This is a genomic window from Burkholderia sp. AU33545 (genome assembly GCF_020419685.1).
GTDB classification, from domain to species: domain Bacteria; phylum Pseudomonadota; class Gammaproteobacteria; order Burkholderiales; family Burkholderiaceae; genus Burkholderia; species Burkholderia diffusa.
On sequence record NZ_JAIZRQ010000004.1, the window covers coordinates 447,570 to 473,745 of the forward strand.

General features: G+C 67.0%; 30 protein-coding genes and 1 pseudogene. 15 read left to right on the plus strand and 16 right to left on the minus strand.

Features of this window, described 5'->3' with window-relative positions:
* The first annotated feature begins 20 nt into the window (after positions 1–20).
* Both LGM71_RS15910 and LGM71_RS15915 read left to right on the plus strand, forming a co-directional pair.
* On the plus strand, positions 21–1,058 hold the full coding sequence (locus LGM71_RS15910; RefSeq protein ID WP_124627815.1) for a histone deacetylase family protein: 1,038 nt from the start codon (positions 21–23) through the stop codon (positions 1,056–1,058).
* A gap of 70 nt (positions 1,059–1,128) precedes the next feature.
* On the plus strand, positions 1,129–2,274 hold the full coding sequence (locus tag LGM71_RS15915; protein ID WP_226115338.1) for a branched-chain amino acid ABC transporter substrate-binding protein: 1,146 nt from the start codon (positions 1,129–1,131) through the stop codon (positions 2,272–2,274).
* A gap of 61 nt (positions 2,275–2,335) precedes the next feature.
* On the opposite strand, the gene LGM71_RS15920 is transcribed toward LGM71_RS15915, so the two are convergent.
* From LGM71_RS15920 to LGM71_RS15930, 3 genes are all read right to left on the minus strand, one after another.
* Positions 2,336–3,211: a mechanosensitive ion channel family protein gene (locus LGM71_RS15920; protein ID WP_226115339.1), complete on the minus strand. Its 876-nt coding sequence runs from the start codon at positions 3,209–3,211 to the stop codon at positions 2,336–2,338.
* A 365-nt stretch (positions 3,212–3,576) separates the two neighbouring features.
* Complete coding sequence (locus LGM71_RS15925) at positions 3,577–4,311, minus strand: fucose-binding lectin II (protein WP_124903207.1); 735 nt, start codon at positions 4,309–4,311, stop codon at positions 3,577–3,579.
* 197 nt (positions 4,312–4,508) lie between these two features.
* Entirely contained in the window at positions 4,509–4,898 is a 390-nt protein-coding gene (locus LGM71_RS15930) for a fucose-binding lectin II (protein WP_059604998.1), read from the minus strand.
* A gap of 453 nt (positions 4,899–5,351) precedes the next feature.
* On the opposite strand from LGM71_RS15930, the gene LGM71_RS15935 reads away from it, so the two are divergent.
* Positions 5,352–5,756 (plus strand): hypothetical protein, encoded by a 405-nt coding sequence (locus tag LGM71_RS15935; RefSeq protein ID WP_059605000.1) that lies wholly within the window; start codon positions 5,352–5,354, stop codon positions 5,754–5,756.
* A 113-nt stretch (positions 5,757–5,869) separates the two neighbouring features.
* Here LGM71_RS15935 and LGM71_RS15940 read toward each other — a convergent pair whose 3' ends face one another.
* A complete protein-coding gene (locus LGM71_RS15940; protein WP_226115340.1) occupies positions 5,870–6,679 on the minus strand; it encodes a TlpA family protein disulfide reductase in 810 nt (269 codons plus the stop codon).
* A 229-nt stretch (positions 6,680–6,908) separates the two neighbouring features.
* Positions 6,909–7,922 (minus strand): hypothetical protein, encoded by a 1,014-nt coding sequence (locus LGM71_RS15945; RefSeq protein ID WP_226115341.1) that lies wholly within the window; start codon positions 7,920–7,922, stop codon positions 6,909–6,911.
* A 144-nt stretch (positions 7,923–8,066) separates the two neighbouring features.
* Here LGM71_RS15945 and LGM71_RS15950 point away from each other — a divergent pair.
* A pseudogene (locus LGM71_RS15950) lies at positions 8,067–8,204 on the plus strand (class I SAM-dependent methyltransferase); the annotation flags it as partial.
* A gap of 23 nt (positions 8,205–8,227) precedes the next feature.
* Here the strand turns inward: LGM71_RS15950 and LGM71_RS15955 are convergent.
* Positions 8,228–8,704, minus strand: a complete 477-nt coding sequence (locus LGM71_RS15955; RefSeq protein ID WP_059605006.1) for a GNAT family N-acetyltransferase — start codon at positions 8,702–8,704, stop codon at positions 8,228–8,230.
* 131 nt (positions 8,705–8,835) lie between these two features.
* Between LGM71_RS15955 and LGM71_RS15960 the strand changes: the two genes are divergently transcribed.
* The 5 genes from LGM71_RS15960 (at position 8,836) to LGM71_RS15980 (ending at position 13,611) form a co-directional block, all read left to right on the plus strand.
* Complete coding sequence (locus LGM71_RS15960) at positions 8,836–10,314, plus strand: PLP-dependent aminotransferase family protein (protein ID WP_226115342.1); 1,479 nt, start codon at positions 8,836–8,838, stop codon at positions 10,312–10,314.
* Between the two features lie 125 nt (positions 10,315–10,439).
* Positions 10,440–10,739 (plus strand): ArsR/SmtB family transcription factor, encoded by a 300-nt coding sequence (locus tag LGM71_RS15965; RefSeq protein WP_059464945.1) that lies wholly within the window; start codon positions 10,440–10,442, stop codon positions 10,737–10,739.
* A 20-nt stretch (positions 10,740–10,759) separates the two neighbouring features.
* On the plus strand, positions 10,760–12,112 hold the full coding sequence (locus LGM71_RS15970; RefSeq protein WP_226115343.1) for a pyridoxal phosphate-dependent decarboxylase family protein: 1,353 nt from the start codon (positions 10,760–10,762) through the stop codon (positions 12,110–12,112).
* 140 nt (positions 12,113–12,252) lie between these two features.
* The gene (locus LGM71_RS15975) at positions 12,253–12,720 is read left to right on the plus strand and encodes a cupin domain-containing protein (RefSeq protein WP_124627681.1); all 468 of its coding nucleotides are present in this window, start codon (positions 12,253–12,255) and stop codon (positions 12,718–12,720) included.
* A 69-nt stretch (positions 12,721–12,789) separates the two neighbouring features.
* Positions 12,790–13,611 carry an SDR family NAD(P)-dependent oxidoreductase gene (locus LGM71_RS15980; RefSeq protein ID WP_124903197.1) on the plus strand — a complete coding sequence of 274 codons (822 nt, stop codon included), beginning with the start codon at positions 12,790–12,792 and terminating at the stop codon, positions 13,609–13,611.
* 105 nt (positions 13,612–13,716) lie between these two features.
* Here the strand turns inward: LGM71_RS15980 and surE are convergent, their stop codons facing one another.
* The 3 genes from surE to LGM71_RS15995 form a co-directional block, all read right to left on the minus strand.
* On the minus strand, positions 13,717–14,496 hold the full coding sequence (surE, locus tag LGM71_RS15985) for a 5'/3'-nucleotidase SurE (protein WP_226115344.1): 780 nt from the start codon (positions 14,494–14,496) through the stop codon (positions 13,717–13,719).
* A gap of 193 nt (positions 14,497–14,689) precedes the next feature.
* Positions 14,690–14,992, minus strand: a complete 303-nt coding sequence (locus LGM71_RS15990; protein WP_413226882.1) for an AzlD family protein — start codon at positions 14,990–14,992, stop codon at positions 14,690–14,692.
* Positions 14,982–15,719, minus strand: a complete 738-nt coding sequence (locus LGM71_RS15995; protein ID WP_226115345.1) for an AzlC family ABC transporter permease — start codon at positions 15,717–15,719, stop codon at positions 14,982–14,984. Before LGM71_RS15995 ends, LGM71_RS15990 begins: the two co-directional genes overlap by 11 nt.
* Before the next feature lie 125 nt (positions 15,720–15,844).
* On the opposite strand from LGM71_RS15995, the gene LGM71_RS16000 reads away from it, so the two are divergent.
* A complete protein-coding gene (locus LGM71_RS16000; protein WP_006486309.1) occupies positions 15,845–16,303 on the plus strand; it encodes an Lrp/AsnC family transcriptional regulator in 459 nt (152 codons plus the stop codon).
* Positions 16,304–16,519: 216 nt separating this feature from the next.
* Positions 16,520–17,089 carry a hypothetical protein gene (locus tag LGM71_RS16005; RefSeq protein WP_059685249.1) on the plus strand — a complete coding sequence of 190 codons (570 nt, stop codon included), beginning with the start codon at positions 16,520–16,522 and terminating at the stop codon, positions 17,087–17,089.
* Positions 17,090–17,198: 109 nt separating this feature from the next.
* On the opposite strand, the gene LGM71_RS16010 is transcribed toward LGM71_RS16005, so the two are convergent.
* The 3 genes from LGM71_RS16010 to LGM71_RS16020 form a co-directional block, all read right to left on the minus strand.
* A complete protein-coding gene (locus LGM71_RS16010) occupies positions 17,199–18,059 on the minus strand; it encodes a hypothetical protein (protein ID WP_226115346.1) in 861 nt (286 codons plus the stop codon).
* Between the two features lie 62 nt (positions 18,060–18,121).
* The gene (locus LGM71_RS16015; protein ID WP_124627670.1) at positions 18,122–18,454 is read right to left on the minus strand and encodes a DUF2322 family protein; all 333 of its coding nucleotides are present in this window, start codon (positions 18,452–18,454) and stop codon (positions 18,122–18,124) included.
* A 44-nt stretch (positions 18,455–18,498) separates the two neighbouring features.
* The gene (locus LGM71_RS16020; RefSeq protein ID WP_174910078.1) at positions 18,499–19,191 is read right to left on the minus strand and encodes a flavin reductase family protein; all 693 of its coding nucleotides are present in this window, start codon (positions 19,189–19,191) and stop codon (positions 18,499–18,501) included.
* A gap of 205 nt (positions 19,192–19,396) precedes the next feature.
* Between LGM71_RS16020 and LGM71_RS16025 the strand changes: the two genes are divergently transcribed.
* A complete protein-coding gene (locus LGM71_RS16025; protein ID WP_124627666.1) occupies positions 19,397–19,723 on the plus strand; it encodes a thioredoxin family protein in 327 nt (108 codons plus the stop codon).
* A 10-nt stretch (positions 19,724–19,733) separates the two neighbouring features.
* Positions 19,734–20,153, plus strand: coding sequence for a secondary thiamine-phosphate synthase enzyme YjbQ (locus LGM71_RS16030; protein ID WP_059605044.1), 420 nt, complete (start codon positions 19,734–19,736; stop codon positions 20,151–20,153).
* 57 nt (positions 20,154–20,210) lie between these two features.
* On the opposite strand, the gene atsR is transcribed toward LGM71_RS16030, so the two are convergent.
* The 3 genes from atsR to LGM71_RS16045 are packed head-to-tail and all read right to left on the minus strand — an operon-like array spanning position 20,211 to position 23,459.
* Positions 20,211–22,022: a hybrid sensor histidine kinase/response regulator AtsR gene (atsR, locus tag LGM71_RS16035; protein ID WP_175816259.1), complete on the minus strand. Its 1,812-nt coding sequence runs from the start codon at positions 22,020–22,022 to the stop codon at positions 20,211–20,213.
* A 9-nt stretch (positions 22,023–22,031) separates the two neighbouring features.
* The gene (locus tag LGM71_RS16040) at positions 22,032–22,532 is read right to left on the minus strand and encodes a molybdopterin-dependent oxidoreductase (protein ID WP_059605050.1); all 501 of its coding nucleotides are present in this window, start codon (positions 22,530–22,532) and stop codon (positions 22,032–22,034) included.
* Positions 22,533–22,580: 48 nt separating this feature from the next.
* On the minus strand, positions 22,581–23,459 hold the full coding sequence (locus LGM71_RS16045) for a response regulator (RefSeq protein ID WP_226115347.1): 879 nt from the start codon (positions 23,457–23,459) through the stop codon (positions 22,581–22,583).
* A gap of 354 nt (positions 23,460–23,813) precedes the next feature.
* Between LGM71_RS16045 and LGM71_RS16050 the strand changes: the two genes are divergently transcribed.
* The gene (locus LGM71_RS16050; RefSeq protein WP_226115557.1) at positions 23,814–24,104 is read left to right on the plus strand and encodes a hypothetical protein; all 291 of its coding nucleotides are present in this window, start codon (positions 23,814–23,816) and stop codon (positions 24,102–24,104) included.
* Positions 24,105–24,244: 140 nt separating this feature from the next.
* Here the strand turns inward: LGM71_RS16050 and LGM71_RS16055 are convergent, their stop codons facing one another.
* Positions 24,245–25,261, minus strand: a complete 1,017-nt coding sequence (locus LGM71_RS16055; protein ID WP_124903185.1) for a 1-aminocyclopropane-1-carboxylate deaminase — start codon at positions 25,259–25,261, stop codon at positions 24,245–24,247.
* A gap of 191 nt (positions 25,262–25,452) precedes the next feature.
* On the opposite strand from LGM71_RS16055, the gene LGM71_RS16060 reads away from it, so the two are divergent.
* Entirely contained in the window at positions 25,453–25,953 is a 501-nt protein-coding gene (locus LGM71_RS16060; protein WP_124627655.1) for an Lrp/AsnC family transcriptional regulator, read from the plus strand.
* The last annotated feature ends 223 nt before the right edge of the window (positions 25,954–26,176 follow it).

The window sequence follows — 26,176 nt, forward strand, 5'->3', positions numbered from 1 at the left end:
GTTCAATGCAACGGTCAACCATGCTCACGGTCTACAGCAGCGATCACCATCTGCATCGCGGCGTCGAACTGAAGGACGGCGCGATCACCGATTCGTTCGAGAACCCCCTTCGCGCCGAGACGGTGCTCGCGCAGGTCCGCGCGTCCGGTCTCGGTGACGTGATCGCGCCGCGCGCGTTCGACCGCGCGTGCTATGCCGGCGCGCACAGCGCGCGCTATGTCGACTTCCTCGCCGGCGCATGGGACGAATGGACCGCGACCGGCCGCACCTGCCAGGCGCTGCCGCTCGTATGGCCGGTGCGCGCGATGCCGTCGGCCGCGACGCTGCCCGACTTCATCGACGGCAAGCTCGGCTTCTTCGCGATGGATGCCGGGGCACCGATCAACGCCGGCACGTGGGACGCGGTGAGCGCGAGCGCGAACTCGGCGCTCACCGGCACCGACCTGCTGTCGAACGGCGGTGCGCGCGCGGCGTTCGCGCTGTGCCGCCCGCCCGGCCACCATGCGGGCCGCGAGTACATGGGCGGCTACTGCTACCTGAACAACGCGGCGATCGCCGCGCAGCACGGCATCGCGAGCGGTGCCGCGCGCGTCGCCGTGCTCGACGTCGACTTCCACCACGGCAACGGCACGCAGGACATCTTCTACGCGCGTTCGGACGTGCTGTTCGCGTCGCTGCACGGCGAGCCGGCCGTGTCGTACCCGTACTTCTCCGGCTACGCGGACGAGCGCGGCGCGGGCGCGGGCGAAGGCTTCAACCTGAACCTGCCGCTGTCGAAGGGCACGCAGTGGGACACCTATGCGACGGCGCTCGGCCAGGCCGCCGCCGCAATCGCGAAGCACGCACCCGACCTGCTCGTCGTGTCGCTCGGCGTCGATACGTTCGAGCACGATCCGATCAGCCATTTCAAGCTGCGCTCGCCCGACTACCTGCGGATCGGCGAAGCGCTCGCGCGCCTGAACCTGCCGACGCTGTTCGTGATGGAGGGCGGCTACATGGTCGAGGAAATCGGTATCAACGCGGTGAACGTGCTGCTCGGCTTCGAAGGGCGCGCGTGACCGCATCGCTTCGCCTGCAATCAACGACGGTCCTGATCACGAACCAAGAGCGACAAGGAAGGAGACGAACATGAATCGACATCGGAAGAAAACGGCATGCGCGACCGCGGCCGCGCTGGCGTGCGCATTGCCTGCGTTGTCCGCGCACGCGGACGACGTCGTGCGCATCGGGCACGTCGCGCCGCTGACCGGCGCGATCGCGCACCTCGGCAAGGACAGCGAGAACGGTGCGCGGCTCGCGGTCGAGGAGATCAACGCGAAGGGGCTCGTGATCGGCGGCAGGAAGGTCACGCTGCAGCTCGACGCGCAGGACGACGCAGGCGACCCGCGCACCGCGACGCAGGTCGCGCAGCGGCTCGTCGACGACAAGGTGGTCGGCGTCGTCGGCCATCACAACTCGGGCACGTCGATCCCGGCGTCGCGCGTCTATCGCGATGGCGGCGTCGTGCAGATCTCGCAGGCCGCTACCAACCCGACGTACACGCAGCAGGGCTTCAAGACGACCTATCGCGTGGTCGCGACCGATGCGCAGCAGGGGCCCGCGCTGGCGATGTATGCGGCGAAGAACATGGGCATCAGGACGGTGGCCGTGGTCGACGATTCGACCGCGTACGGGCAGGGCCTGGCGACCGAGTTCGAGAAGGCGGCGAAGTCTGCCGGGATCAAGGTCATCTCGCGCGACGCGACCAACGACAAGGCGATCGACTTCCGCGCGATCCTCACGAAGATCAAGGGCGAGAACCCCGACGCGATCATGTACGGCGGGATGGATGCGACCGGCGGCCCGCTCGCGAAGCAGGCGCGCCAGCTCGGCATTCGCGCCAGGATCCTCGCCGGCGATGGCGTGTGCTCGACCGACCTGCCGAAGCTCGCGGGCCCGGCATCGGACAACGTCGTGTGCTCGGAAGCCGGCATCGCGCTCGAGAAGATGCCGGGCGGCGCGGCGTTCGTGAAGCGTTACGACGCGCGCTATCACCAGCCGATGCAGGTGTATGCGCCGTTCTCGTACGACGCGGTGTACATCATCGTCGACGCGATGAAGCGCGCGAACTCGACGGATCCGGCGAAGGTGCTCGCCGCCATGCCGGCGACCGATTATCGTGGCGTGATCGGCGAAACGAGCTTCACGCCGCAAGGCGATTTGAAGCATGGCGCGATCTCGGTGTTCACGTACAAGAGCGGCAAGAAGGCGCTGCTCGATATCGTCCGGATGTGACGCAGGCGGGGCGCACGGCGCGGCTTGCGCCGTCGTGCGCCCGGTTGCGTCGCGACGCGCGTCACGATGCCTGCACGCGGCGCGGGTCGGCCCGGCGCTGCTGTTCGGCGTCGTGCACGATGTGCAGCTCGCGCGTGCGGATGGGCAGTACGCAGTCCGCATCGGCAAGCGTCTTGCGCACCTGGCGCGCGAGGCGCCAGCGCAGCGCCCAGAACGTGTCGGTGTGCGTCCACACGCGCATGTTCGCGATCGCCGTGCTGTCGTCGAAACGCATCACCATCACGTCCGGTGCGGGATCCTGCAGGACGTCTGGGTCGGCCTCGGCCAGCGCACGCAGCGCGTCGAGTGCACGATCGATGTCGTCGTGCACGGACACTTCCACTTCGAGATCGAGACGGCGCGTCGGATTGCGCGTGTAGTTGCGGATCGCGCTGCCCCACAGCGCGCTGTTCGGCACGTATTCGCAGATGCCGTCCGGCTTCGTCAGCCGCGTCATGAAGAGTCCGACCTCGTCCACCGTCCCGGCGACGCTCGAGCCGCCGTCGATGAAGTCGCCCACCTTGAATGGCCGCAGCAGCAACAGCATGATGCCGGCCGCGATGTTCTGCATCGTGCCCTGCAACGCGAGCCCGATCGCGAGGCCGGCCGCGCCGAGCACCGCGACGACGCTCGCGGTTTCGATGCCGAGCTGCGACAGCGCGCCGACGATCGCGACGATGCGGATGCCCCACACGGCGACGTCGCAGAGGATCGGCCGCAGCGTGTCGTCGACGCGCTCCTTGTTCGCGAGCAGCCGGTTCAGCCAGCGGCCGATGCGTTTCGACAGCCACCAGCCCGCGACGAGCAGCGCGAGGGCGGCGCAGAGCCTGAGCGAGAGTGTGGACAACGCGTTCCACAGGAACGTCCAGCGTTCGGGATGAAGATGATCGAGAAACATGACGGGATTCCGGGTTGAGCGGGCAAGCGCGCGACGGGCGCCGGCGTCCGTCATGGTCGGACGGGCATGCGCTCGCGCGTCGGCAGCCCTCGACTGTACACGCCATGCGGGTTTTCGCGCGAACGCATGGGTGACGGCACGCGATCTCCGGTTTCGCGGCCAGCGCGTTGCGGCGGTGTGGTTTCCCGCGGAAACGGGCTCGTGGGATGCCCGTGCTACGACCTCGACCGTGCGCCGCTCGCAGACGCACGGTTCGCGATGCCGGCCGCAGGCGGCGAATGCGGTCGTGCTGCCCGCGCCGTCGGGCAGCGTCGATGCAGTCGCCACGCCGGACGGCGTGGCGAAGATCGACAGGATCGCGCTGCTTAGCCCAGCGGCCAGTTCAGGATCGCGATGCCGTCGTTGTAGTCGCCGTCCGTGCCGTCTTCCGAGCCGACCAGCCCGAAGTAGGTTTTCTTGAAGATGTCGACCTGGCGCGAGCCGATCTTCGACGGCTTGCCGTTCGCCGTCACGACCACGCGCACCTTCCCCTTGCCCGAGTTCACGATCTGCGTGTTCAGGTTCGCGTCCTGCGTGCCGGCGCCCTGGAACGTCGCGGCCGGCTTCGGGTTGTCGTCGACATAGACTTCGATCGTCTGCTGCGCGGCCGAATTGACCAGCGCCGTCACGCCGAACGCGATGTTCGGCGGCAGGTTGAAGATGCCGTCGCGCTCGCCGCCGCCGGTCGTCGTGGGTTCCGGCTGCGCGGGTTGCGGCGTCGCCTTCGAGAAGTAATTGACGACCGCGCCGACGCCGAATTTCGCCGCCGCGCCGGGCAGTACACCGGGCGCGCCGGCCCACGTCACCGTGCACGCGATCACCTGGCCCGCCGCGTCGGCCTTCACCTTGTTCTGCCAGCTGCCGACGTCGAAGCTGTACGGGATGGTCGCGATGTCGACGAACACGTCGTATTGCGGCAATTTTTCCACGAGCTGCGCGGTCATGAACTGACGCATCCGGTCGAGCACCGCCTGGTCGCCGTTCGCCTGTACGGCGGTTGCGTCGTTGCCGGCGAGCTGCAGAAGCGCATACAGGTCGTCGTGGGTAAAGGGTTGTGTCATGTCGTCCTCGTTTTGATGGATTGTCCTGCGTGACGCGGCCGGCGATCGGATTTCGCCGTGTCGCGCGTGGCGCAGCGCGCGGGCAGCCGATGGTGGCCCGCACGGATCGCAATGCGCGGTGGGCTCCGCCGTCATTGCAATCCGGAAAGCGGCGCGCCGGACATGCCGCGCCGCGAATCTTCGTCAGCGTTGGTCCGTCAGCCGATCGGCCATTGCAGCACGACGATGCCGTCGTTGTAGTCGCTGTCGTGACCGTCTTCCGACACGACGATTCCGAAGTTGACCGTGAACGGCGAGCCGTCCGATTTCTTGCCGTTGATCGGCGCGAGGCGGGCGTCGGTGGCCGACGGCTTGCCGTTCACCGTCACTTCGAAGCGGAGCTTGCCGTTGCCGGAATTCAGCGTGGCTTCGCGCGGGCCGTCGCGCGTGGTCAGCTTGTGATAGGCGGCGGGTTCCTTGCTGTCACCGATGAACAGCTTGATGTGCTGCTGCTCGGCGGCATTCGCGAAGAAAATCGCGCGGAAGTCGGTGTTCGGCGGAATCGAAAACTCGCCGGCGCGATTCGAGGACGTTTGAGAGTCGGCCATGCTTGCCTCCTGAAGGTCGGTGGATAAGGCGTTTTGTGCGTCGCGCAAACGTTTGCCGTTTCAAACGCGACGCGGCCAGCATGGCGAAAAATAAATAAAAAAATATTCGGCCGGGAATGGAAATTGTCCAGAAAATCGGAGATCGAAACAGTTTGATTTAATGGTGAACATTTAATCGAATGCGATTTTGAATATCCGCGAAATGATATCGCTGCGCGTCACGCTTATTTGAACAATGAATGGGTGCGCGGGCGGGAATGGCCGGAGGATCAGGCTTCGGTGCCCGTCGGGGCGGGCTGATTCATTCCTTCGATGTTGCGATGCGCTCGCCTGATACACCTGACAGGCGATTAATTTCGAGATTAGAGGTATCGTGCACGGAGCGCGCGCGCTCGATATTCGGCGGCTTTTATTCAATTGGCCCGCTTGCCGGGCCCTTAAGAGGACAGTGCGATGACGAAACCCGATATTCTGAAAGGCGAGATCAAGGGGCAGGCTCAGGACGCAGACCGTCACAACCTGGCGCGGCCCGCGGTGAATGGCGCGTTGTGGGCGCGCGGCCTGACGACGCAGCGCGTGGCGGATCTGTTCAGAACCCTGCCGGGCCTTCCGGGGCACTGGATGCAACTGCAGAACGAGGTCAACGCAGGGAATCGCTATTTCTACGGCGTCCAGAACGGTCACCAGACGACCGACGAAGGAAAGGAACTGATCCGCTGGATCGCCGACGCGGTGGTCAGCGCTGCGCAGAGGGCGGGATTCGATTTTCCGTTGCAGCAGCTTCGGTTCACGGCCGATACGGGCTGGTTGAAGCTTCAGCGAGTGTCGGGGCGCGTGATGGTCTTGTCGAGGCCGTAAGCGTGACGGGCGGCTGTCGGCGTATCGACATGTCGTGGGGCGGGTCAGCCGCGGCAGCGGGAACGCGCTGCCATCGACGGTCGATCATGGCCTCGCGCAGGCTGCCGACGGGATCACTGACCGAAGCGTTGCGCCACGGCGTCCTTCAACCGCGCGGCGGTGATCTCACCCATGTGCGATTCGACGAGTTCGCCCTTCGCATCGAAGAACAGCGTCGTGGGCAGCCCGTGCGACCCGTACGCATGCATCGCATGCAACGGCGGATCGAGCAGCACGTTGTCGAAGCGTAGCCCCTGCTGTTCGAGGAACACGCGCACCGCCTGCGCGTTTTCCCCCTGGTTGAGCATCAGCACCGTGATGCCGGGATGCTCGCGCTGCGCTTGTTCGAGGATCGGCATCTCGCGCCGGCAAGGCGCGCACCACGTTGCCCACAGGTTCACGACGACCGGCTTGCCGGCAAAGCGTTGCGGCAGCACGGGCGTCGAATCGAGCGCTTCGAGCTGCATCGCGGCTAACGGCGGCGCGGTGCGCTGCAGCGTCGCGAGCGTGCCTTGCGCGATACCCCATGCGGCGAGACCCGCGACGATGCCGGCTGCCACCGGGCGGCGAAGGGCGGGCAGGCGACGCAGCCGCCACATGGCGAACACGAGCGCGGCGGCGATGCCGATGCGCCAGTCGAAGCCGCCGTCGCCGAGCGCGATGATGGACCGTGGCGCCGCTGCATATTCGCGCCACCATTGCACGACGTAGCCGATGCGCGCGGCGACCAGCCCGAGCAGCAGCACGTCGAGGATCAGGCTCGACGCGGTCTTGTGCTGGCCGTCGGGCGGGCGGCGCTGGATGAAGCGGGCGACGAGCCACGCCAGCAGCGCGGCGGCGGCTACCGCGACGACGCGGATCGAGAAGGGACCGATGCTCAACATGGGAAGAAAAGGGGTGCGGGGATCGTGGATCGACCGGTGAAGGCGACACCGTTGCCGGTCATGTGGCGTTTCGACCCTGTGCGACGCACGCGGGTTCCCGTTAGCGCTCGCGACATGCGTCGCTCTGCGCCCGCGAATTGCATGCCGAGTACCTGCATTCAGGATGACGTTGCTTTCGTCGAAGCGTCTCGAAGCATCAGGTCGACTGACGATCGCGCGGCACCGGCAATTACTGCCTGTTTCCGCCGGAGACAGGCGCCGCGCCGCCGAGCCGGTACGCGGTGAAGAACTCGTACCACGGCGAACCCTGACCGACCGGCACGCCGAGTGTCGACGTCCGCTGCTTCAACGCCGCGAACACGTCGTTGATACGCGCGGCCTGCGCGGCATCGCTGAACGGACGCGGCTTCGCCCTGCCGGCCGCGAACGCGCCGTAGGCGATCGCGAGCAGGCGCGCGCTGTCGTCGATCGAGAAGATCGACCCGCTGATCGCTTCGACGAAGCGCGGCCGGTCCGCTTCGCGCGATGCGGCGATGCACTGGAACACGATCGCCGACACTTCGTGCAGGTCGTTCGCGCGCAGCAATGCCGGCAGGCGTGCGGCGATCCGGTCGGCCGGTTCCTCATGCAGCGCGGCGCCGAAGTCGAGCACGGCGGCCATCGGGTTGTCGTCCTGCTTCACGCGATCGAGCGCCGATGTGGACGCGGCGACTGCTGCTTGTGCGACGGCGCTGGGCGCGCCGCGCAGCACGTCCGCCACCTGCTCCTGCCACTCCGGAAAGATCATCCGCACGCTGCCAAATTGCTCGCCGCCTTGCGCGGCCGGATTCCACCGGTAGACGATCGTGCCGCCGTGAATGAACGGCGAATACAGATGCTCGGGCGTTTGCGGCAGCGGCCGCCGGTTGATCGGCAGCCATGCGAGCGTCAGCCAGTCGTAGCGGCCGGTGGCGGGTATCGACGGGCTCGAACTCGCGACGACCTGCCAGGTGCCGCGGTTCGCATAACGCCGGCGCGCGTCGGGCACCGCGACGGTTCGCTGTTTCGCGGTATCGAAGTAGGTCGTGCCGGTCACGTTTTCGCCGCTGTCCGGGGCCGGCGTGAGGGTGGCGATGACCCACGATGCACCGTCGGCCGAACGATAGTCCGACGGTTGCAGCGTGGCGATGTCGTGCACCATGCGCGTTTCGGCGGCGACGGGGCTCGGCGGAAGATGGGCGGGACCGGCGACGATACTCGGCATGGACATTCCTCGGATTCGGGTGCGTATCGGCGCACGCGAACCGAACGAGAAAGTGGGCGGCGCCGCGTGTCGTCTCTCGTAACTGTAGAACGCCGCCGCCGGAAACGGAAACCGAACGCGGCGGCGGCCACGCTCTGGAAATCGGTTGCGGCGCGCGACGGGTTGTCGAAGCATTTCGCGGGCTGATCGCTGCCGCCGCCTGACCGCGTCGACCCGGACACGCTGAAGCAGTGGTCGCGCGTGCCGCTGTTCCTGTGGATCAAGGCGCGGCCGCTGGCGTGAAGCCGCCGCCGCGTGCGGCATGATCAACGTGGCAAGACCTTCCGGTAGATCACGAATCCGGTTTTTTCCGCGACGGTGTCGTAGAGCCGCATCGCGGTGTGATTCGTCTCGTGCGTTTGCCAGTACACGCGTTCGGCGCGTTGCGCCTGCGCGGCGTCGTACACGGCTTCGATCAACGCGCGGCCCACGCCCTTGCCGCGTTCGCTCTCGAGCGTGAAAAGATCCTGCAGATAGCAGGTTGGCCCGATCAGCGTCGTGCTCCGGTGATACAGGAAATGCACGAGCCCGACGAGCCGGCCGTCGCGTTCCGCGACACGCGCATGCACGGGCTCGTAGCCGTCGAAGAAGCGCGACCACGTGAGCTGTGTGATCTCGCGTGGCAGCGCGGTGTCGCCGAAGCGGCCGTAGAAGCGGTTGTAGCCGTCCCACAGCGGCAGCCAGTTGTCGAGATCGTCTTCGCGCACGGGGCGGACGGTCAGGCCGGTGTTGGTAGCGTTCATGGTCGCGAACCTTTCGAGGATGGATGAAATGAAGCGTTGCCGGCGCGGCCGGAAACGAGAACGGACATCCACGATAGAAAGTTCGTGGCACCATGTGTAGACCCATGACATTCCCACATTCTGGAGCCACGATGGATTACGCGGTGCTGCTGTCGACCTTCGAGCGCGAGGCGGGGCCGCACGCTGCCGCGCGGATGTCGCAGCAGCAGCGGCTGTACGCGTGTCTGCGCGACGCGATCCTGAGCGGCCGGATCGCCGAAGGCGCGCGGCTTGCCGCGTCGCGCACGCTGGCCGACGAACTCGGCATCGCGCGCAACTCGGTGCTATACGCGTACGAGCGGCTCGCATCGGAAGGGTTCGTGACCGGCACGCGGCAGGGCACGGTAGTCGCCCGGATGGGTTTGTGCGGGTCGCAGATCGCCGCTGCGGCGCCCGCCGGCGATGCGGCGATGCTGTCGCGGCGCGTCGCGCAGGCCGAGCGCGCGACGAGCGGCCTCGACGAATCGCTGCCGTTCATGCCGGGCGTGCCGGCCGTCGACGAATTCCCGCTCGCGCAGTGGCGGCGCTGCGTCGAACGCGCATGGCGCACGGCGGGGCCGGCGCAGCTCGGCTATCAGTCCGTGGAAGGCGACGCGGTGCTGCGCGACGCGATCGCCGGTTATTTGCGCGCATCGCGCGGCGTGCGTTGCGACGCCGCGCAGGTGATCGTCACCGACGGCACGCAGGGCGCGCTCGACCTGTGCGCCCGCGCGCTGGCGGACGCGGGCGACGTCGCATGGATCGAGAACCCCGGCTACCACGGTGCGCGCAACGCGTTTCTCGCGGCCGACCTGCGCGTCGAGCCGATCGGCGTCGATGCGCAGGGGCTGGCGCCGCATCCGGACGACTGGCGCGATCGTTCGCCGAAGCTCGTCTACATCACGCCGTCGCACCAGTATCCGCTCGGCGCGGTGATGAGTCTCGAACGGCGGCTCGCGCTCGTCGCGCAGGCGCGCGCGGCCGGCGCATGGATCGTCGAGGACGACTACGACAGCGAGTTTCGCCACCACGGCACGCCGCACGCGGCCGTGCAGGGGCTCGCGGACGATGCGCCGGTGATCTACCTCGGCACGTTCAGCAAGGTGATGTTTCCCGCGTTGCGGCTCGGCTTCATGGTCGTGCCGCCCGCGCTTGCGCAGCCGCTGCGCGACGCGGCGGGCGCGCTGATGTTGCAGGGCCGCGCGGTCGAGCAGCGCGCGCTCGCGGATTTCATCGAGGCCGGGCATTTCACGCGGCATCTGCGGCGCATGCGCCGCGTGTATGCCGAGCGGCGCGACGCGCTGCACGACGCCCTGGCGCGGCGATTGAGCACACAGCTGACGGTGTCGGGCGGCGCGGGCGGCATGCATCTGTCGGCGCGGCTCGACGTGCCGGTGGCGGACACGGCGCTGAGCCGCGTCGCGCAGGCGCACGGGCTGATCCTGCGGCCGCTGTCGTCGTTCTGCCTGCCGGGCACGGCGCACGGCTACAACGGGCTCGTGCTCGGCTACGGCGGCGTGCCGGCCGAGCGGATGGACGCGCTCGCGCGGCGGATCGGCGAGATGATCGACCGCGCGCTTGCCGGGCGGTGACGTCGGATGCGGCGCGGTAGCGGGCGACCCGGCTTCGAGCGCGACAGCGAACGCGGAAATCCCGGAAGCAGTTGCCCACGTTTCGTCATTTAGCTAATATTCGAAACGTTAAACGAGGCCGAACCATGGACGACGTCACCCGCATCAGCGCACTGGCCAACGAAAGCCGTCTGGCCGTGATGCGCTGGCTCAAGCAGCCGCGCAAGCATTTCCCGCCGCAGCCGCATGGCGACTTCGACGAGCTCGGCGTGTGCTGCACGTACATCACCGAGAAGCTCGGCATCGCGCCGGCGACGACCACGCGCCACATGCGCATCCTCGCGGATGCCGGGCTCGTGCAGGCGACGCGCGTCGGCAAGTTCACGTACTACAAGCGGATCGACGATGCGCTGCATCAGTTGGGCCGCGATCTCCTGCAACTCTGATCTTCACAGAGGCAAACGACATGGATGAACCCGCCCTGCTGGCCGACGCCGACCGGCGCGCGCACGCGTATCTCGCCGCGACCGGCGAACGGCGCGCCTATCCCGATGCGGCCGCGCTCGCCGGACTGGCGGCCTTCGACGAACCGCTGCCCGATACGGGCTACCCGGCCGACGACGTGCTGCGCCTGCTCGACGAGCGCGGCACGCCTGCGACCGTCGCATCGAACGGCCCGAACTACTTCGGCTTCGTGATCGGCGCGACGCTGCCGGCCGCGGCGGCGGCCGAGCGACTGATGCTTGCGTGGGACCAGTGCGCGTCGTCGTTCGCGAATTCGCCGGTGGCCGCGACGATCGAGCGGCAGGCCGCGCGCTGGGTCGTCGACGTGCTCGGGCTGCCCGAAGACAGCGCGGTCGGCTTCGGCACGAGCGCGACGGCCTGCACGCTGGTTGCGCTGGTTGCCGCGCGGCGTGCGCTGCTCGCGCGCAAGGGCTGGGACGTCGACGAAGAAGGCCTGATCGGCGCGCCCGAGGTGAAGGTCGTGCTTTCCGAGCTTGCGCACATCACGGTGAAGAAGGCGCTGCGGGTGCTCGGTTTCGGGATGAAGCGCCTGATCGTCGCGCCGGTCGACGCGCACGGCCGCATCGATCCCGCGCAATTGCCGCCGCTCGACGACATGACGATCCTCTGCGTGCAGGCCGGCGAAGTGAACACCGGCGAGTTCGATCCGTTTGCGGCGCTGATTCCGCGCGCGAAGGCCGCCGGCGCGTGGGTGCACGTGGATGGTGCGTTCGGGCTGTGGGCGCGCGCGTCGTCGAAGCGCGCGCTGACCAACGGCATCGACGGCGCGGACAGCTGGACCACTGACGGCCACAAGTGGCTCAACACGCCGTACGACGGCGCGATGGTCATCTGTCGCGACGCGGCCGCGCTCGCGACCGCGATGAACAGCGATGCCGTTTACCTGAGCGGCGCGCAGGACGCGCAGAAGAACCTCAACCTCGAGTTCTCGCGGCGGGCGCGCGGCATTCCGGTGTGGGCCGCGCTGCGCGCGCTCGGCCGCGCCGGCGTGGCGACGCTGGTCGAACGGCATTGCGCGCAAGCGCAGCGCGTCGCCGACGGTCTGCGCGCGGCCGGCTACGACGTGCTGAACCGCGTCGTGCTGAATCAGGTGCTCGTGCGCGCCGGCACCGACGACGAGACGATCGCGATCCTGCGGGCCGCGCAGGATTCGGGCGACGTATGGTTCGGGCAGACGGTGTGGCAGGGGCGGCCGGCGTTCCGGATCAGCGTGTCGTCGTGGCGCACGGAGGACGAACACATCGATCGCCTCATCGCGTTGCTGACGAAGCTGCGCGGCGTGCACGCGGGCTGATCGGCGTCGCCAGGTCGCGGTAGACGACGCGCATGCCGGTGATCTCGTCCGCGTAAAAATGTCGGACAATAGCGCGGCATGCTCGCCGCGCCCGCCCGGGCGGCGCGTTCAACCGCTGCATTGACGCTGACGAGATCCCCATGTCCACGACACCTCCCCGGGAACTGCTGAAAGCCGCCGACATCGCGAAAATGGAACCGACCCGCGCGGTGCATTCGCTCAATCCCAACGCCGTTCGCCTCAAACGACAGCTCAGCGACCTGACCGGCCTCACGCAAATCGGCGCGCACCTGCTCACGCTGATGCCCGGCCACGAATCGGCCGAGTATCACCGCCACCTGTACGAGGAAGAATGCGTGTACGTGCTGTCCGGCACCGGCACGGTCACGATCGGCGAACGCACGTGCGAAATCGGGCCGGGCGACTTTCTCGGCTTTCCGCGCGGCGGCGATGCACACGCGTTGCAGAACACCGGTGACGTGCCGCTGGAACTGTTCATCCTCGGCCAGCGCCTCGAACACGACGTCTGCGAATACCCGAGAATCGGCAAGCGGCTTTACATCGCCGGCGAGCTCGAGGATTTCGTCGAGCTGCCGAAACGGCCGTAGACGCCACGCATCCGCATCGGCCGTCGTCATGCTTATGATGCGGAAACGCCACTGACAGGATTCCACGCCATGGACGCGCCGCATCCGCCGATGAATGCCCCCATCTCCGAAACGGAACCTGAAACCGAAACCGTCACCGAGCCGCGCGGGTCGCGCGTGCAGCGGCCCGTCGCGCTCGTCACCGGATCGACGTCGGGCATCGGCGCGGCCATCGCGCGACGGCTGGCGGCGGACGGTTATGCGGTGATCCTGCATTCGCGCAATTCCGCTGCAACCGGTCGCGCGATGGCGCGCGAACTCGGCGCGGCCTACGTGCAGGCGGATCTCGCCGACGATGCGCAGCGCGTGCGGCTGATCCGCGACGCGGTGGCGGTGCACGGCCGCCTCGACGTGCTGGTCAACAACGCGGGCGTCAGCCGCGTGATTCCGCACGACGATCTCGCCGCCGCGACGCCCGACGTGTGGCACGAGATGCACGAAATCAACGTGATCGCGCCGTTCCGGCTCGTCGCCGAAGCGCAGCCCGCGCTGCTCGAAGCGGCGTCGAGCGGGCGCGCCGGGTGCGTGATCAACGTCAGCTCGCATGCGGGCGTGCGGCCGAAGGGCGCGTCGATTCCGTACGCGGCGGCGAAGGCCGCGCTCAATCACACGACGCGCTTGCTGGCGCGCACGCTCGCGCCGGCGATTCGCGTCAATGCGGTGGCGCCGGGGCTCGTCGATACGCCGCTGACCGCCGACTGGACCGCCGCGCAGCAGCTCTGGCGCGAGCACGCGCCGATGCGCCGCGCGGCGACGCCGGACGACGTCGCGCAGACGGTCGCGATGCTCGTCGCGTCCGATTACGTGACGGGCGAGATCGTGATGCTCGACGGGGGATTGAACCTGACGTGACCCGGAGATCGGTGATGCGGTCGGTGCGGTGAAGCGGCGGGGGCGGCTTTGTGCCGGGGTGCTGCGCGCCGGCGGCGAAGCCGCCAGCCGGTATCACCGCCGAGGTCAGCCGAGGCTCGACCGCAGCCGCGCGAGCGCCTGGTCGTGCGTGCGTTCGAATTTCAGCGGCGTGACCGCGATATAGCCTTCGTCGAGCGCGACCGTTTCCGAATCCGCATCGTCGTCGCGCGGTGCGCGCGCCAGTTTCAGCCAGTGGTATTCGATGTCGCGCGGATCGCGCCCCGATACGATTTCGACGCCCTGCAGCGTGCCGGTGCCCTGGTTCGTCACCTTCAAGCCGCGCACGTCGTCGGCCGGCCGCGCCGGGAAATTCACGTTGAGGCACGCGTCGCTGTCCCAGCCGGCCGCGACCAGCCGGCGAATCACGTCCGGCGCATGCGTGAGCGCCGTATGCCACGGCACCGCGTTGCGGTCGCGGAAGGCCTGGCTCAGCGCGATCGCCGGCACGCCGACCAGCATGCTCGTCATCGCGGCGCCGACGGTGCCCGAGAACACCGTTTCGGTGCCGAGGTTCGCGCCGCGATTCACGCCGGACAGCACGACGTCGGGCCGCGCGTCCTTCATCAGGTGGCTGACCGCGATCGCGACGCAATCGCCCGGCGTGCCGCGCACGGCGAAGCGGCGCTCGCCCTTGCGAAGCACGCGCAGCGGTTCGTGCAGGCTCAACGAGTGCGAGGTGCCGCTCTGGTCTTCCGCCGGGGCGACGATCCAGACTTCGCGTGCCAGTTGCGTGGCGACCTGTTCGAGCACTTCAAGGCCGGGGGCGTCGATTCCGTCGTCGTTGGTGAGCAGGACGCGGTCGAACAGCGGGCGGGTTTCTTGCATCGGGATGATCCTCGCAGGCAGGCAATGAGGGGGAAGGCATCGCGGGTACAGCCGCAAGGCTAGCATCCCGTCGTGACGCGTGCCGTGTCAGGCAGCGCCGCGGCCGGCGCGCGGATGCGAAAACGGGCGCATGGCGCGCCCGTTTTCCGGTTCGAGGTGCCGCCCGCGCGGCGCTCGGAACCGCGTTGGCCGATTACCCGAGCAGATGCCGCAGCAGGCCGGCCGATACGACCCCGATGATGACGGTCGGCAGGATCGACAGGCGGGTCGCCGCGATCAGCGTGACGGCGAGTGCGAGCAGATCGGCCGGGCGCGTCGATACGAAGGCCGGCGCGATCACCGAGATCAGCACGCAACCGGGCACGTTCTCCATCACCGACGCCATCCGCGGGCTCAGCGTGCGGTTGCGCAGCAGCGCGTAGCCGAGCACGCGCGACAGGTAGGTCGTCGACGCCATCAGCACGATGGTCGCGACCGTCGCGAAATCAGGCAGCATCGCGCGGCTCCCACAGCAGCGCGGCGATCAGTCCCGCGCACGCGCCGGCCGGGACGTACCACGCGCCGGGCACGGCCAGGTGCGTGGCGGCGGCGACGACGAGGCTCACGAACCACGGACGGCTCGCGCGCATGCCTTTCCACATCCCGCGCAGCAGCACCAGAAACACGGCCGTGAACGCCATGTCGAAGCCGTACTGCTCGACGTTGCCGATCGTCGGGCCGACCGCCGCGCCGAGCGTCGTCATCGAGATCCACGTCAGGTACAGCCCGGCGCACACGCCCGCGTAATAGGGAACGCTGATGTGCGTGGCGGAGCGCGAACGCGCGTCGGCGAGCGACATCGCCCAGCTTTCGTCGCACATGAAGAACAGCGCGGCGAACGCGCGGCGGCGCGGCAGGCGCCGGACGTACGGCGCGAACGCCGCGCCCATCAGGATGTGGCGCGAATTCACGAGGAACGACATCGCGACGATCAGCGCAATATGTGGCGGCGACGTCCACAGATGGATCGCCGCGAATTCGGAGCCGCCGCCGAAATTCAGGCCCGTCATCATCGGGACCTCGAACAGGCTCAGCCCTTTTTGCGCGGCCTGCGCGCCGAGTACCAGCGCGAACGGCACGAAACCCAGCATGACGGGCAGCGCCGCGCGCAATCCGCGGCCCATCTCGGCGACATAGGCGGGCTTGTCGCGAAGCCCGGACGACGTTGAAACGCTACTGCTCATTACTCCTCCTACGGGGAGGAGGATTGTCTGCTTTTTTGACTCGAATCGGGTTGCGTTGCGGATCGATATTCTCGAGAATTTGGCATTGAGCGAGTGATTTGCGATTTTTTTGGAATTTGATGCCAATGAAGCTTGACGCTATCGACCGGCGGATCCTGAGCGCGCTGCAACGCGACGGCCGCATGCAGAACGTGGAACTCGCGCACGAGGTCGGGCTGTCGCCGTCACCGTGCCTGCGGCGCGTGCGGCTGCTCGAGGAAGCGGGCGTGATCGAGAAATACGTTGCCGTGCTGAACCCGGCGAAGGTCGGCAAGGGGCTGACGATCTTCACGCGCGTGTGGCTGAAGGGACAGGACGCCGAATCCGTGAACCGCTTCGCGGAGGCCGTCCAGCAGATGCCGGAAGTGGTCGAATGCCACCTGATGGCCGGCGACTGCGATTTCCTGCTGCGCGTGGTGGCGGCCGACATCGACGACTACCGGCGCTTCCAGATGGAATACCTGACGCGCATCCCGGGCGTGCTGAGCGTGAAGACCGACATTCCGATGCAGAAGGTCAAGCTCACGTCGGCGCTGCCGACGTAACGCGGCACGGGCGCATGACGACGATTCGGCGAATCGTCACCGGCCGGTGACATTTGGCCGATACACTGGGGGACGAGCCGCCTCGCCGCGCGCCGGCTGCATCACGGTGCGACTTCGATGCGCAAGCAACTAACGGTCAACCGCGAAGGGATCGACGAATACGCGCGCAGCGCGATGCGATCCGCCGGGCGGTGCGTCTTTCTTGTCGAGCCATTCATGCAGCCATTCAACAATCCGTGGAATTCGCTGGAAATCGTCAAGCTCGTGCTCGGCGTGCTGACGCCGTTGTCGGTCGCGTGTCTCGGCTGGCTCGTCGCGCGCCGGCTGAAGCGGCTCGAGCTCGTGCAGTGGACCAACCAGCGGCTGATCGAGAAGCGGCTCACGCTGTACGACACGGTCGCGCCGCAGCTCAATGCGCTGCTGTGCTTCTATACGTGGATCGGCTACTGGAAAGACATCTCGCCGGACGACGTGATCCGCGCGAAGCGCGAACTCGACCGCACGTTTCACATCTACCGCTACCTGTTCGACGACGACGTGTACGACGCGTATCACACGTTCATCCACGCGTTGTTCGAGATGCATACGGGGCCGGGGCGCGACGCGCGGATTCGCTCGCTGATCCAGTCGCCGGACGGCGACCGCAGCGTGCACGGCACGTATGAGTGGAAGGCCGCGTGGTCCGAGCGGTTCTCGACCGCGAACGTGACGGACAAGGCCGATGTGGTGCGGCACTACACACGGCTGATGGAGCGGCTGCGCGTGGCGCTCGGCGCGAATCGCTGACGATTGCCGACGCGGCATCGTCCGGGTTTTGAACAACGGTGGTGACGCGCGGGTCGCCCGAGCGACGGGCGGCCGGGAGCGATGAATCAAGCGAACGCCACCGCGCCGATCACTGTTTCCTGCAAGCCACCTGATAATCGATCACGGTATTCGCCGACGGCGTGTCCGGCTCGCCGCCGGCCGTCGTCACACCGAGCACGCCGGCCGCGCTCCGATACCGCAGCGCGCAATACCCCATGCCGGTGCCCGAGCACGCTTCGGCTTCGATGATCCCGTGCTTCGCGAGCGTGGCCGCGCCGTCCAGCGGGTCCGGCTTCTCGCGCGGACGCAGCGGCTGCCAGCCACGCGAGATCAGGATCTTGCGGGCCGCGTCGAGTGGCTTGCCGTACACGTTGGGCACGACTGCACGGCCGTGGCAGTACGTGCGTTCGGCGGCGACCGCGGTCAGCCGCAAGCCGCCATGCGCTTCGCGCAACTCGCCGACGGGCGCCGACGGGCCATCGCCACCCCAGACGAGCAGCGCGCCGCTTTCCAGCAACTCGACCGAGCCGAGCTGCCAGCCGGCCGAGCGTGCCGTATAGCCGAGCGCGACGAGCGTCGTGCCGTCGAAGACGCCGACGTTTGCGTTGCGCGCGTAACAGATCGCGCTCGTCCCCGGCTTGAAACCGCTCGCGAACGTGACGACCGTGTAGCGGCCGAGCGGCGCTTCCGACGTCACGATCCAGCCGAGCTTCGCTACGTCGCGGCCGGCCGCGGTTGCGGTCTTCGCACGATATTGCGCACAGAACGCGTCGAGCGTGCCGTTCTCCGGCGAGTGCGGCAGCGCGCCGAGCGGAACCAGGGACGCGCCGGCGATATCGGAAGCCGTGCGCAGCGTCTCGGCGGACGCCGCGCCGCCGAGCGCGACACACGCGAGGGCGGCGATCGATGCGACGCGACGGGCAATCGGCTGGACAGTCATGCGACGCATGGGGAGGGTCTTCAGGAAAGAACGGACATCGACCGTTTGCGTGCGTGCCCGTCGCCAGGCATTCAAGCCTTCGCGACCACGTCGATCCGCAGCGCCTCGCCGCCGTCGACGATCGCCAGCAGACGATCGACGTTCGGGTGTGCGCCCGGGCGGTTACGCGCGTCGGCGGTGTGCTCCGCGAACACGGCGAGGCCGTGCTCGGCGGCCTTCGCGTCGAGCGTGCCGAATACCTGCTTCAGGTAGTTGTACACCGCGAGCGAGCCCTGCTTGCCCGGCTGATTCTCGATGCTGGCGACCACGTCGCCGTTCGCGCCGACGAGATCGATGCGCGCGACACCTTCGATGGCCGGCAGTTGCGCGAGGTTGTCCTTGAATACTTGGGTCGGTTGAATCACTGAAACACTCCGTCGGTTCGGTCATGGGTCAATCGGCCAGTATCTTATCCGATCGACATGCCCGCTTCGCGCGCGCGGTCGATGTCGGGGCTGCGATAGGCGCGCTCCGGAATCTCGGCGAGCCGTGACGCATGCACCTGATGCGGCGCGAGGCCATAGAACTTCTGAAAACTCATGATCAGCGGCGACCATTTGTCCGGATCGATGCGGTCCGGATGACCGTCCATCAGCAGGTCGGGATGTACGTGCACGCGCTGGATGCGCACCTCGAACACGCGGATGTGGCCGCGCAGGTCGGGCGCTTCGTCGCCGATGCCGTGCGTGGCGGCGACCACCGCTTCCAGATGCACCGGACATTCGAGCGCGCGCGGCGGTGCGATGGTCTGCGAGGCCGTTTCGGTGAGCCCGGCGGTGCCGAACTTGTCTGGTTCGTACACGTAGCCGCGTGCCTGCTTCGACTGGGGCACCGGATGCGTGCCCGTCGTGCGCGCGATGCGGTCGACGGCCTGCGCCTGCGCCGCCGACGGCAGGTTCAGCACGCATTCGCCGGTGCGCATCAGGTTGTGCGTGGTCTGCGAGCTGGCGGCGAGCCCGAGCATGCAGCGCCAGCCGAGCCAGAACGCGGACGACATTGGCGCAAGATTGGCCGTGCCGTCCGGATTCAACGTGCTGATCAGCACGACGGGCGTGCCGAAATAGAGGATGTTCGGTTCAGTGATGCGATGCGCAGCGTTCATGGTCGGTCCTTCGTTGACGGGATCAGTTCGCATGCTGATCGCGTCGCCGCCGCGCGGCGCTCCGATTCTTGTCATGTCATTCGCACGGCGCGGGCGCCCTCGGCATCGCGCGTGCTTTTCCGCTAGAGTAGGAAATCGAAGGTCGCATGTGCCGCCCACGCCGGCGCGCCGCGGCCACGTTCCGCAATTGCACACGAGGGGCCCGATGGATATCGAGCAACGCTACACCGCCAACGCGCCGACGCGCGCGGAAGTCGACGCACTGGCCGGTGCGACCGTCATCGAATTCGGCGCGAACTGGTGCGGAATCTGCGCGGGCGCGCAGCCTGCGATCGTCGCGTCGTTTTCCGCGCATCCGGCCGTGCGGCACCTGAAGATCGAGGATGGCCCGGGTCGGCCGCTCGGCCGTTCGTTCGGCGTGAAGCTGTGGCCGACGCTGGTATTCCTGCGCGACGGGGTCGAAGTCGCGCGCGTCGTGCGCCCCGCCGATGCCAGGCAGATCGAGGCCGACGGCTTCGCCGCGCTCGCCTGAGGTCGTCGTCATGCAACAGGCCATCACGCATATCGGTGTCGACGCGCGCGGCAGCGGCCTCGTCGAGTTCACGCCGCAAGTGCGCGCATTCGTCGATCAGCAGGCCATCCGCACCGGGCTGCTGACCGTGTTCTGCCGCCATACGTCCGCGTCGCTGCTGATCCAGGAGAATGCGGATCCGTCCGTGCAGCGCGATCTCGAACGTTACTTCGCGACGCTCGCACCCGAAGACGACACGCGCTACGAGCACGACACGGAAGGCCCCGACGACATGCCCGCCCATCTGCGCACGGCGCTTACGCAAGTGCAGCTGTCGATCCCGGTCGAGCACGGACGCATGGTGCTCGGCACGTGGCAGGGCATCTATCTGTTCGAGCATCGTCGCGCCGCGCATCGGCGTGACATCGTGCTGCATTTGATCGGCGAGTAAGCGGGAAACGCGCAACGGGCGGCCGGAAGGCCTGCCCGTCACGCACCGCGGCCACGCTCAGCCGAGCAGCTTCTCGAGGAGTGCGCCAAGTTCGCGCAGGTGAACGGGCTTCGGCAGGAATGCGTCGAACACCTGCTGGTTCTCGCGCAGCGCGGCCGATTCGTATGCGCTGACACCGAGAATGGACGGAAACTTTCCGTCGTCGTCCGGTTGCGCGGCCATCCGGATGCGGCGCGCGACTTCGAAGCCACTCACGTCCGGCAGTTCGAGATCGAGCACGACGAGGTCGTAATGCATATCGCCGAAACGGGCGATGCCTTCCTGCCCGGTGCCGCACAGGTCGACGTCGAGGCCGAGCGCCGAGAGCATCGCGCCGAGCGTTTCGCGCGCGTTGTCGTTGTCGTCGACCACGAGCGCGCGGCGGTTGCGATGCGCGGCGGCGGCCGGCCACGCGGGTGCGTCGCCGGTCGTTTCGCCGGCATCCGGCACCTCGGCCGGCAGCGTCACGACGAACTCGCTGCCTTCGCCGACGACGCTGCGCACGTCCACGTGGCCGCGCAGCGTCGTCACGATCTCGCGCACGACCGCGAGCCCCATCCCGATTCCGTCCACGTGCAGGCCGACCGCGTCGTTCGCGCGGTAGAACGGCTCGAAGATCTTCGACAGATGCTGCTTCGCGATACCGGCGCCCGTGTCCCGCACGGCGAGTTTCAGTTGCCGGCCGGCCGGCGCGTCGACGAGCATGATCGATACGTCGATCGATCCGTCGACGGTGTATTTCACCGAATTCTCGATCAGGTTCGACAGCACCTGACGCAACAGCTTGCGATCGGAGCGGATCGCGAGGTCGTGCGGCTCGACGCGCTGCGCGACGGCGATCCGCTTGGTCGCGATCTTCGCGCGCAGCGGATCGAGCACCTCGGCGAGCAGCGACGCCATGCCGACCGTTTCGGTTTCGGCGAGGCGCTTGGTCGAGCGCAGCTTGATGTAATCGGTGAGGTCCTTGACCAGCGCTTCGAGCGACGACGCGGAATTCTGCAGCCGCCGGATCGTCTTCAGGTTGGCGTCGGACTGCGGCCGCGCGAGCAGGATCTCGATCGAACCGCAGATCGCCTGCAGCGGCGTGCGCAGTTCATGGCTGACCATTCCGAGGAACGCGTTCTTCGCCTCGATCATCTCGAACGCGCGATCGGATGCCTTGCGCTCCGCATCGAGCGCGGCGTCCTGTCGTTCGAGCAGGTCGTCGCGCGTGCGCATCGTATAGAACAGCAGCAGGAACAGCGCGCACAGGATCACGCCGAGGATGATGCCGAGCGATACGATCGCCCGCTGCTTTTCCTTCAGCTGATGGAACGTGAAATCGCGCTGCGCCATCTCGATCGCGCGGAAGTAGTTCGCAAGGCCGTTGACCTTCGGCCAGTACGCGTTGACGTCGTCGATCACGTGCGGCGCATCGTTCGGTGCGTCGCGCAGCAGCGGCACGTCGTGCTTCAGGCGCGCCATGAATGCGCCGAGCACCGCGATTTCCGCGCGCGCGCGCGGGATGCGCAGCCAGTATTCGGACACTTCAGACGGCCGCTGCAGGAACCCGAACGACACCGACAGGCTGTCGAGCTGCATCTGCACGTGGTCGAAGTCGTCGTCCACGTGCGTCGAGTAGAGGATCAGCTGGCGGTCGAAGCGCGTGTAGGCGTTCCGGTATTGCGCGGCCGTCCAGAACACGCCTTCGCGCGGTCCTTCGAGCACGCCCTCGTTGACCGAGGTCGCGAGCAGGTCCCACAGCAGGAATGCCCATGCGGCGAATCCCAGGATCCACAACGATCCCAGGATGAGGATGATCTTTCTGTTCTTCCACCGCCCGCGCATCATGTCGCGCGTTTACTTCACGGTCAGGCCGATGATCTGCCATGCGAACTTGGCTTCGCCGAGCGGCGTCTTCAGCTCGTCGGGATACTGGTCGCGCGGATACATGATCCACAGCGGGCCGTAGTTGTCGTTGCCGAGCACCTTGCCGTTCATCGTGCGTGCGAGGATCACGCCGTACTTGTCGGCGTCCGACACGGGGATCGTGAACGTGTATTCGTCGATGCAGCGGAACTCGATCTGCGTGCCGTGTGCGTCGACGGTCTTCAGCACGTCGGACAGGCGCGGGCCGGTGAAGGTCGCTTTCGGTGTCCAGCTCGTCGACGTGACGATCGTGTGCTGCGGCAGTGCCATCAGCGCCTGCTCGGTAAAGACGAACGTCGTCTTGCCGGGCTGGTTGCTGCGGCCGATCTTGCCGTCGACGGTGAACGTGAACGACGCGGCCCAGCTCGCGGCGGCCATGCCGAGCAGGCCGGCCGTGATCAGGGTCTTGATCCAGAGGGTCGAAATTCGCATGTGTTTCCCTTTTTCGTGTTCGTGTGGTGGCCGGTTCTCGTCGTGGTCTCAGCTCGCGGCGGCGGCCGTGGCCACCGGCTGCGTGATCTTCAGTTCGCGCGCGACTTCGGCGAACAGGATCGGCAGGCGCACCGGCTTTTCCTCGCAGCGCGCGTTGTAGTGCGACACGATGTGCGCGATCTCGTCCTCGCTCGCTTCGCCGGTGGAGATCTTGCCGGTCAGCAGGAAGATCGGCGCGCCGCCGTTCTCGCTCGAGCGGATGCCGCGCACGAGCTCGGCGGCCGTCTGGTCGCCGAGCATCCAGTCGAGGATGTAGCCGTCGAAATCCTCGACTTCCAGCGCCTTGCGGAACGACGCGCCGTCATGGTACGGAATCGCGTTCACGCCTTTTTCGATGAAGTATTCGCACACGGTCTCGGCGACGTCCCGCGAATCGTCGACCACCGCGATCCGCGCCGCGTACACGGTCGGCTGGCTCGAGCGCAGTTCGATGACGTCGACCGGATAGAGGCGGCCTTCGCGCGCGTGCTGGCGTTCGGTGACGATCCATTCGCCCTGCCACTGCAACGCGACGAAATCCGTTTCGGTCTGGCTGCTGGCCTTCGCCGAGATCGCCGCGCGGCAGCGGAAACGGCGCGACTCGATCACGAGCGTCGCGTCGATCATCTCGGCGGCGGCCGGCTGTGTACCCTTGTCGTCGAGCAGGATCGCGGGCGGCACGCCGAAGTGCGTCGCGATGTCCTGCAACTGCGACAGGTTCCACGGGATCAGGCCTTTCATCTTGCGCGTGACGACCGAGAAACTGAGGCCCAGCACGTTCGCGATCGTCGTGTTGTGACTGCGCGGCGGAATTCCGTTGCGCGTCAGCAGATCGCGTACCTTGGTTGCGGTAATGAGATCGGCATTGGCCTGCTCGCTATTGGACATCTCGACGGGGTCTCCTGGTTTTAGCGACGAAGAGCATATTCAAAAGTGACGCGATACGCAAACTTTGAAATCACGAATCACCTTGACATGCCATTTTTCTCCATTATTATTGCTCACCACGTCACTATTGTTTGCCGCGTCAGGTTGAGGCGCCGGTGTCGACAACGGTCGGCCCAGCGAAAAGCGGCAGCCAGCGCGTGACTGAACGATACGAAGAGAGCCTGAGAGAGCCTTGGACCGCGTGTCGGCGTGGGTGAATTGTATTCTCCCCGCCGCGCGCGAGCCGGGTACGCGCTCGCGGGGGTGAAATAGCGCGAAGCAGTGCGGCGCAAATATACCGTGGGAAAAACAAGAATGGTTCGCCGTTTTCCGGCACCGGGGCCGTTGCCGTTGGCCGCGTGCGCGCAGGATCCGTCCGTCAACGGCAACTCGATTCGTATCTGCGATGACACCGGAGGTTCCGATCGCCCTAAAGATCAGGTTTCCTATTTAAAAAGGGGCGATCGCGAGGATCTGCGCATGCGCTCGGCCGTGCAGATCGCGGCGTCGGAACGCAGCGCGACGGAGACCAACTACGGCGCGGCGCTGGGCGGCCTGGGCGGTGGCGTGGGCGGCGGTCTCGCCGGCTTCTCGACGACACCGTAAGGCAAGGCGCGCGTGCCAGTCTGTGCGGCACGCGCGTGAGAACGACGGCCTGATCGGATCGAAGCGGCCGTCCACCGGGAATCGGCAAGAGGCGGCAGACCGGCGAGGCATGCGCGACGTCGGCGTGCCGCATCGCGCGATCAACCTTCCCGAAAAATCCCGCTATATGCACTCAACGCCGGCACCCCGCCAAGGTGCGCGTACAGCACCTTCGACCCCGGCTCGAATTCCCCGCGCCGCACGTGGTCGATCATCCCGTGCATCGATTTCCCTTCATAGACGGGATCGGTCAGCATGCCTTCCAGCCGCGCACACAGACGAATCGCCTCCAGCGTGCCATCGTTCGGCAGTCCGTATTCCGGCCCGGCATAGCGCGTGTCGAGCACCACGTCCTTCTCTTCGATATCGCGCCCCAGCCCGACCAGCTCGGCCGTGTGCCGCGCGATGCGCGTGATCTGTTCATGCGTGCGCTCGGGCGTTGCCGACGCGTCGATGCCGATCACGCGGTCCGCGCGTCCGTCGGCCGCGAAGCCGACGACCATCCCCGCCTGCGTGCTGCCCGTGACCGAGCAGACCACGATGTAATCGAACTTGAAGCCAAGTTGTGCTTCCTGCTCGCGCACTTCTTCCGCGAAGCCGACGAACCCGAGTCCGCCGAGCGGATGCTCGGAACACCCGGCCGGAATCGGATACGGCTTGCCGCCCGCCTGCCGCACGCTCTCCATCGCTTCTTCCCAGCTGCGGCGAATGCCGATGTCGAAACCGTCGGCAACGAGCCGCACGTCGGCGCCCATCATTCGTGACAGCTGGATGTTTCCGACGCGGTCGTACACCGGATCCTCGTAGTTGACCCAGTGCTCCTGCACGAGCACGCACTTCATCCCGAGATGCGCGGCGACGGCCGCGACCTGGCGTGTCTGGTTCGATTGAATGCCGCCGATCGACACGAGCGTGTCGGCGCCTTGCGCGAGCGCGTCGGGGACGAGGTATTCGAGCTTGCGCGTCTTGTTGCCGCCGAAAGCGAGGCCGCTGTTGCAGTCCTCGCGCTTCGCATACAGCTCGACCTTGCCGCCGAGGTGCGCGCTCAGACGCCTGAGCGGCTGGATCGGCGTCGGGCCGAACGTGAGCGGATAGCGGGGGAAACGTTGCAGGTTCATCGACAAGCTCCGAAAGGCTGTGGGCGGGAATTCGCATCGGACGGGGGCGGCCGGCACGCCGTGTCCCAATGGAAAAATGATAGGCAGGACGGCGAGAAATGAGCTTGCGAAATTAATAACGAGGGCCTACGTTGTCGATGAGATGCGGATCAGATAGATAATTTTCGTTCGCAAGCAGTCCAGGAGACGCAATGAAATTAGATCGTGGCAGTGCCTTGCCGGCCGCCGCCGCGCCGGTGCTCGACCGCATCGACCGCGCGATCCTGCGGCAGTTGCAGCAGGACGCGTCGATCTCGAACGTGAGCCTCGCCGCGAAGGTGAAGCTGAGCGCGCCGGCGTGCCTGCGGCGCGTCGAACGGTTGAAGGAGATGGGGCTGATTCGCGGTATCGTCGCGCTGCTCGACCCGAAGCCGCTGGGTGCCGGGATGCTGGTCGTGATCGGCTTCGTACTCGATCGTTCGACGCCCGAGGCGTTCGCCGAATTCGAGAAGGCCGCGCAGAAGGTGTCGGGGTGTGTCGAATGTCACGTGGTAACCGGCGAATTCGACTACTTCATGCTGGTCCGCACGCGCGACAACGAGAGCTTCAACCGCTTGCACGCGGAACAACTGCTGTACCTGCCCGGTGTGCGGCAGGTGCGTTCGTTCATGGTACTCAAGGAGATTCTGTCCACGCATGCACTGCCGGTGTAGCGCATCGCGATGTGATCGGCCGCGCAGGCTGCGTTGACGGCATGCGGGCCGGGAACGCGCGGCCTCGCAGGGCAGTTCCGTCGAGAAAACGACTGGCGTGCCGCGCTCTGCGTTGCCACGGTGCCGCGCCCGTCCGCCGCCGCGTCGCTGCGTCGCCGCGCGTGATGCTCGCATCGTCACGACGCCGCGCGGCACGATCGCGTATGCTCGTCCCGTCAGCGGC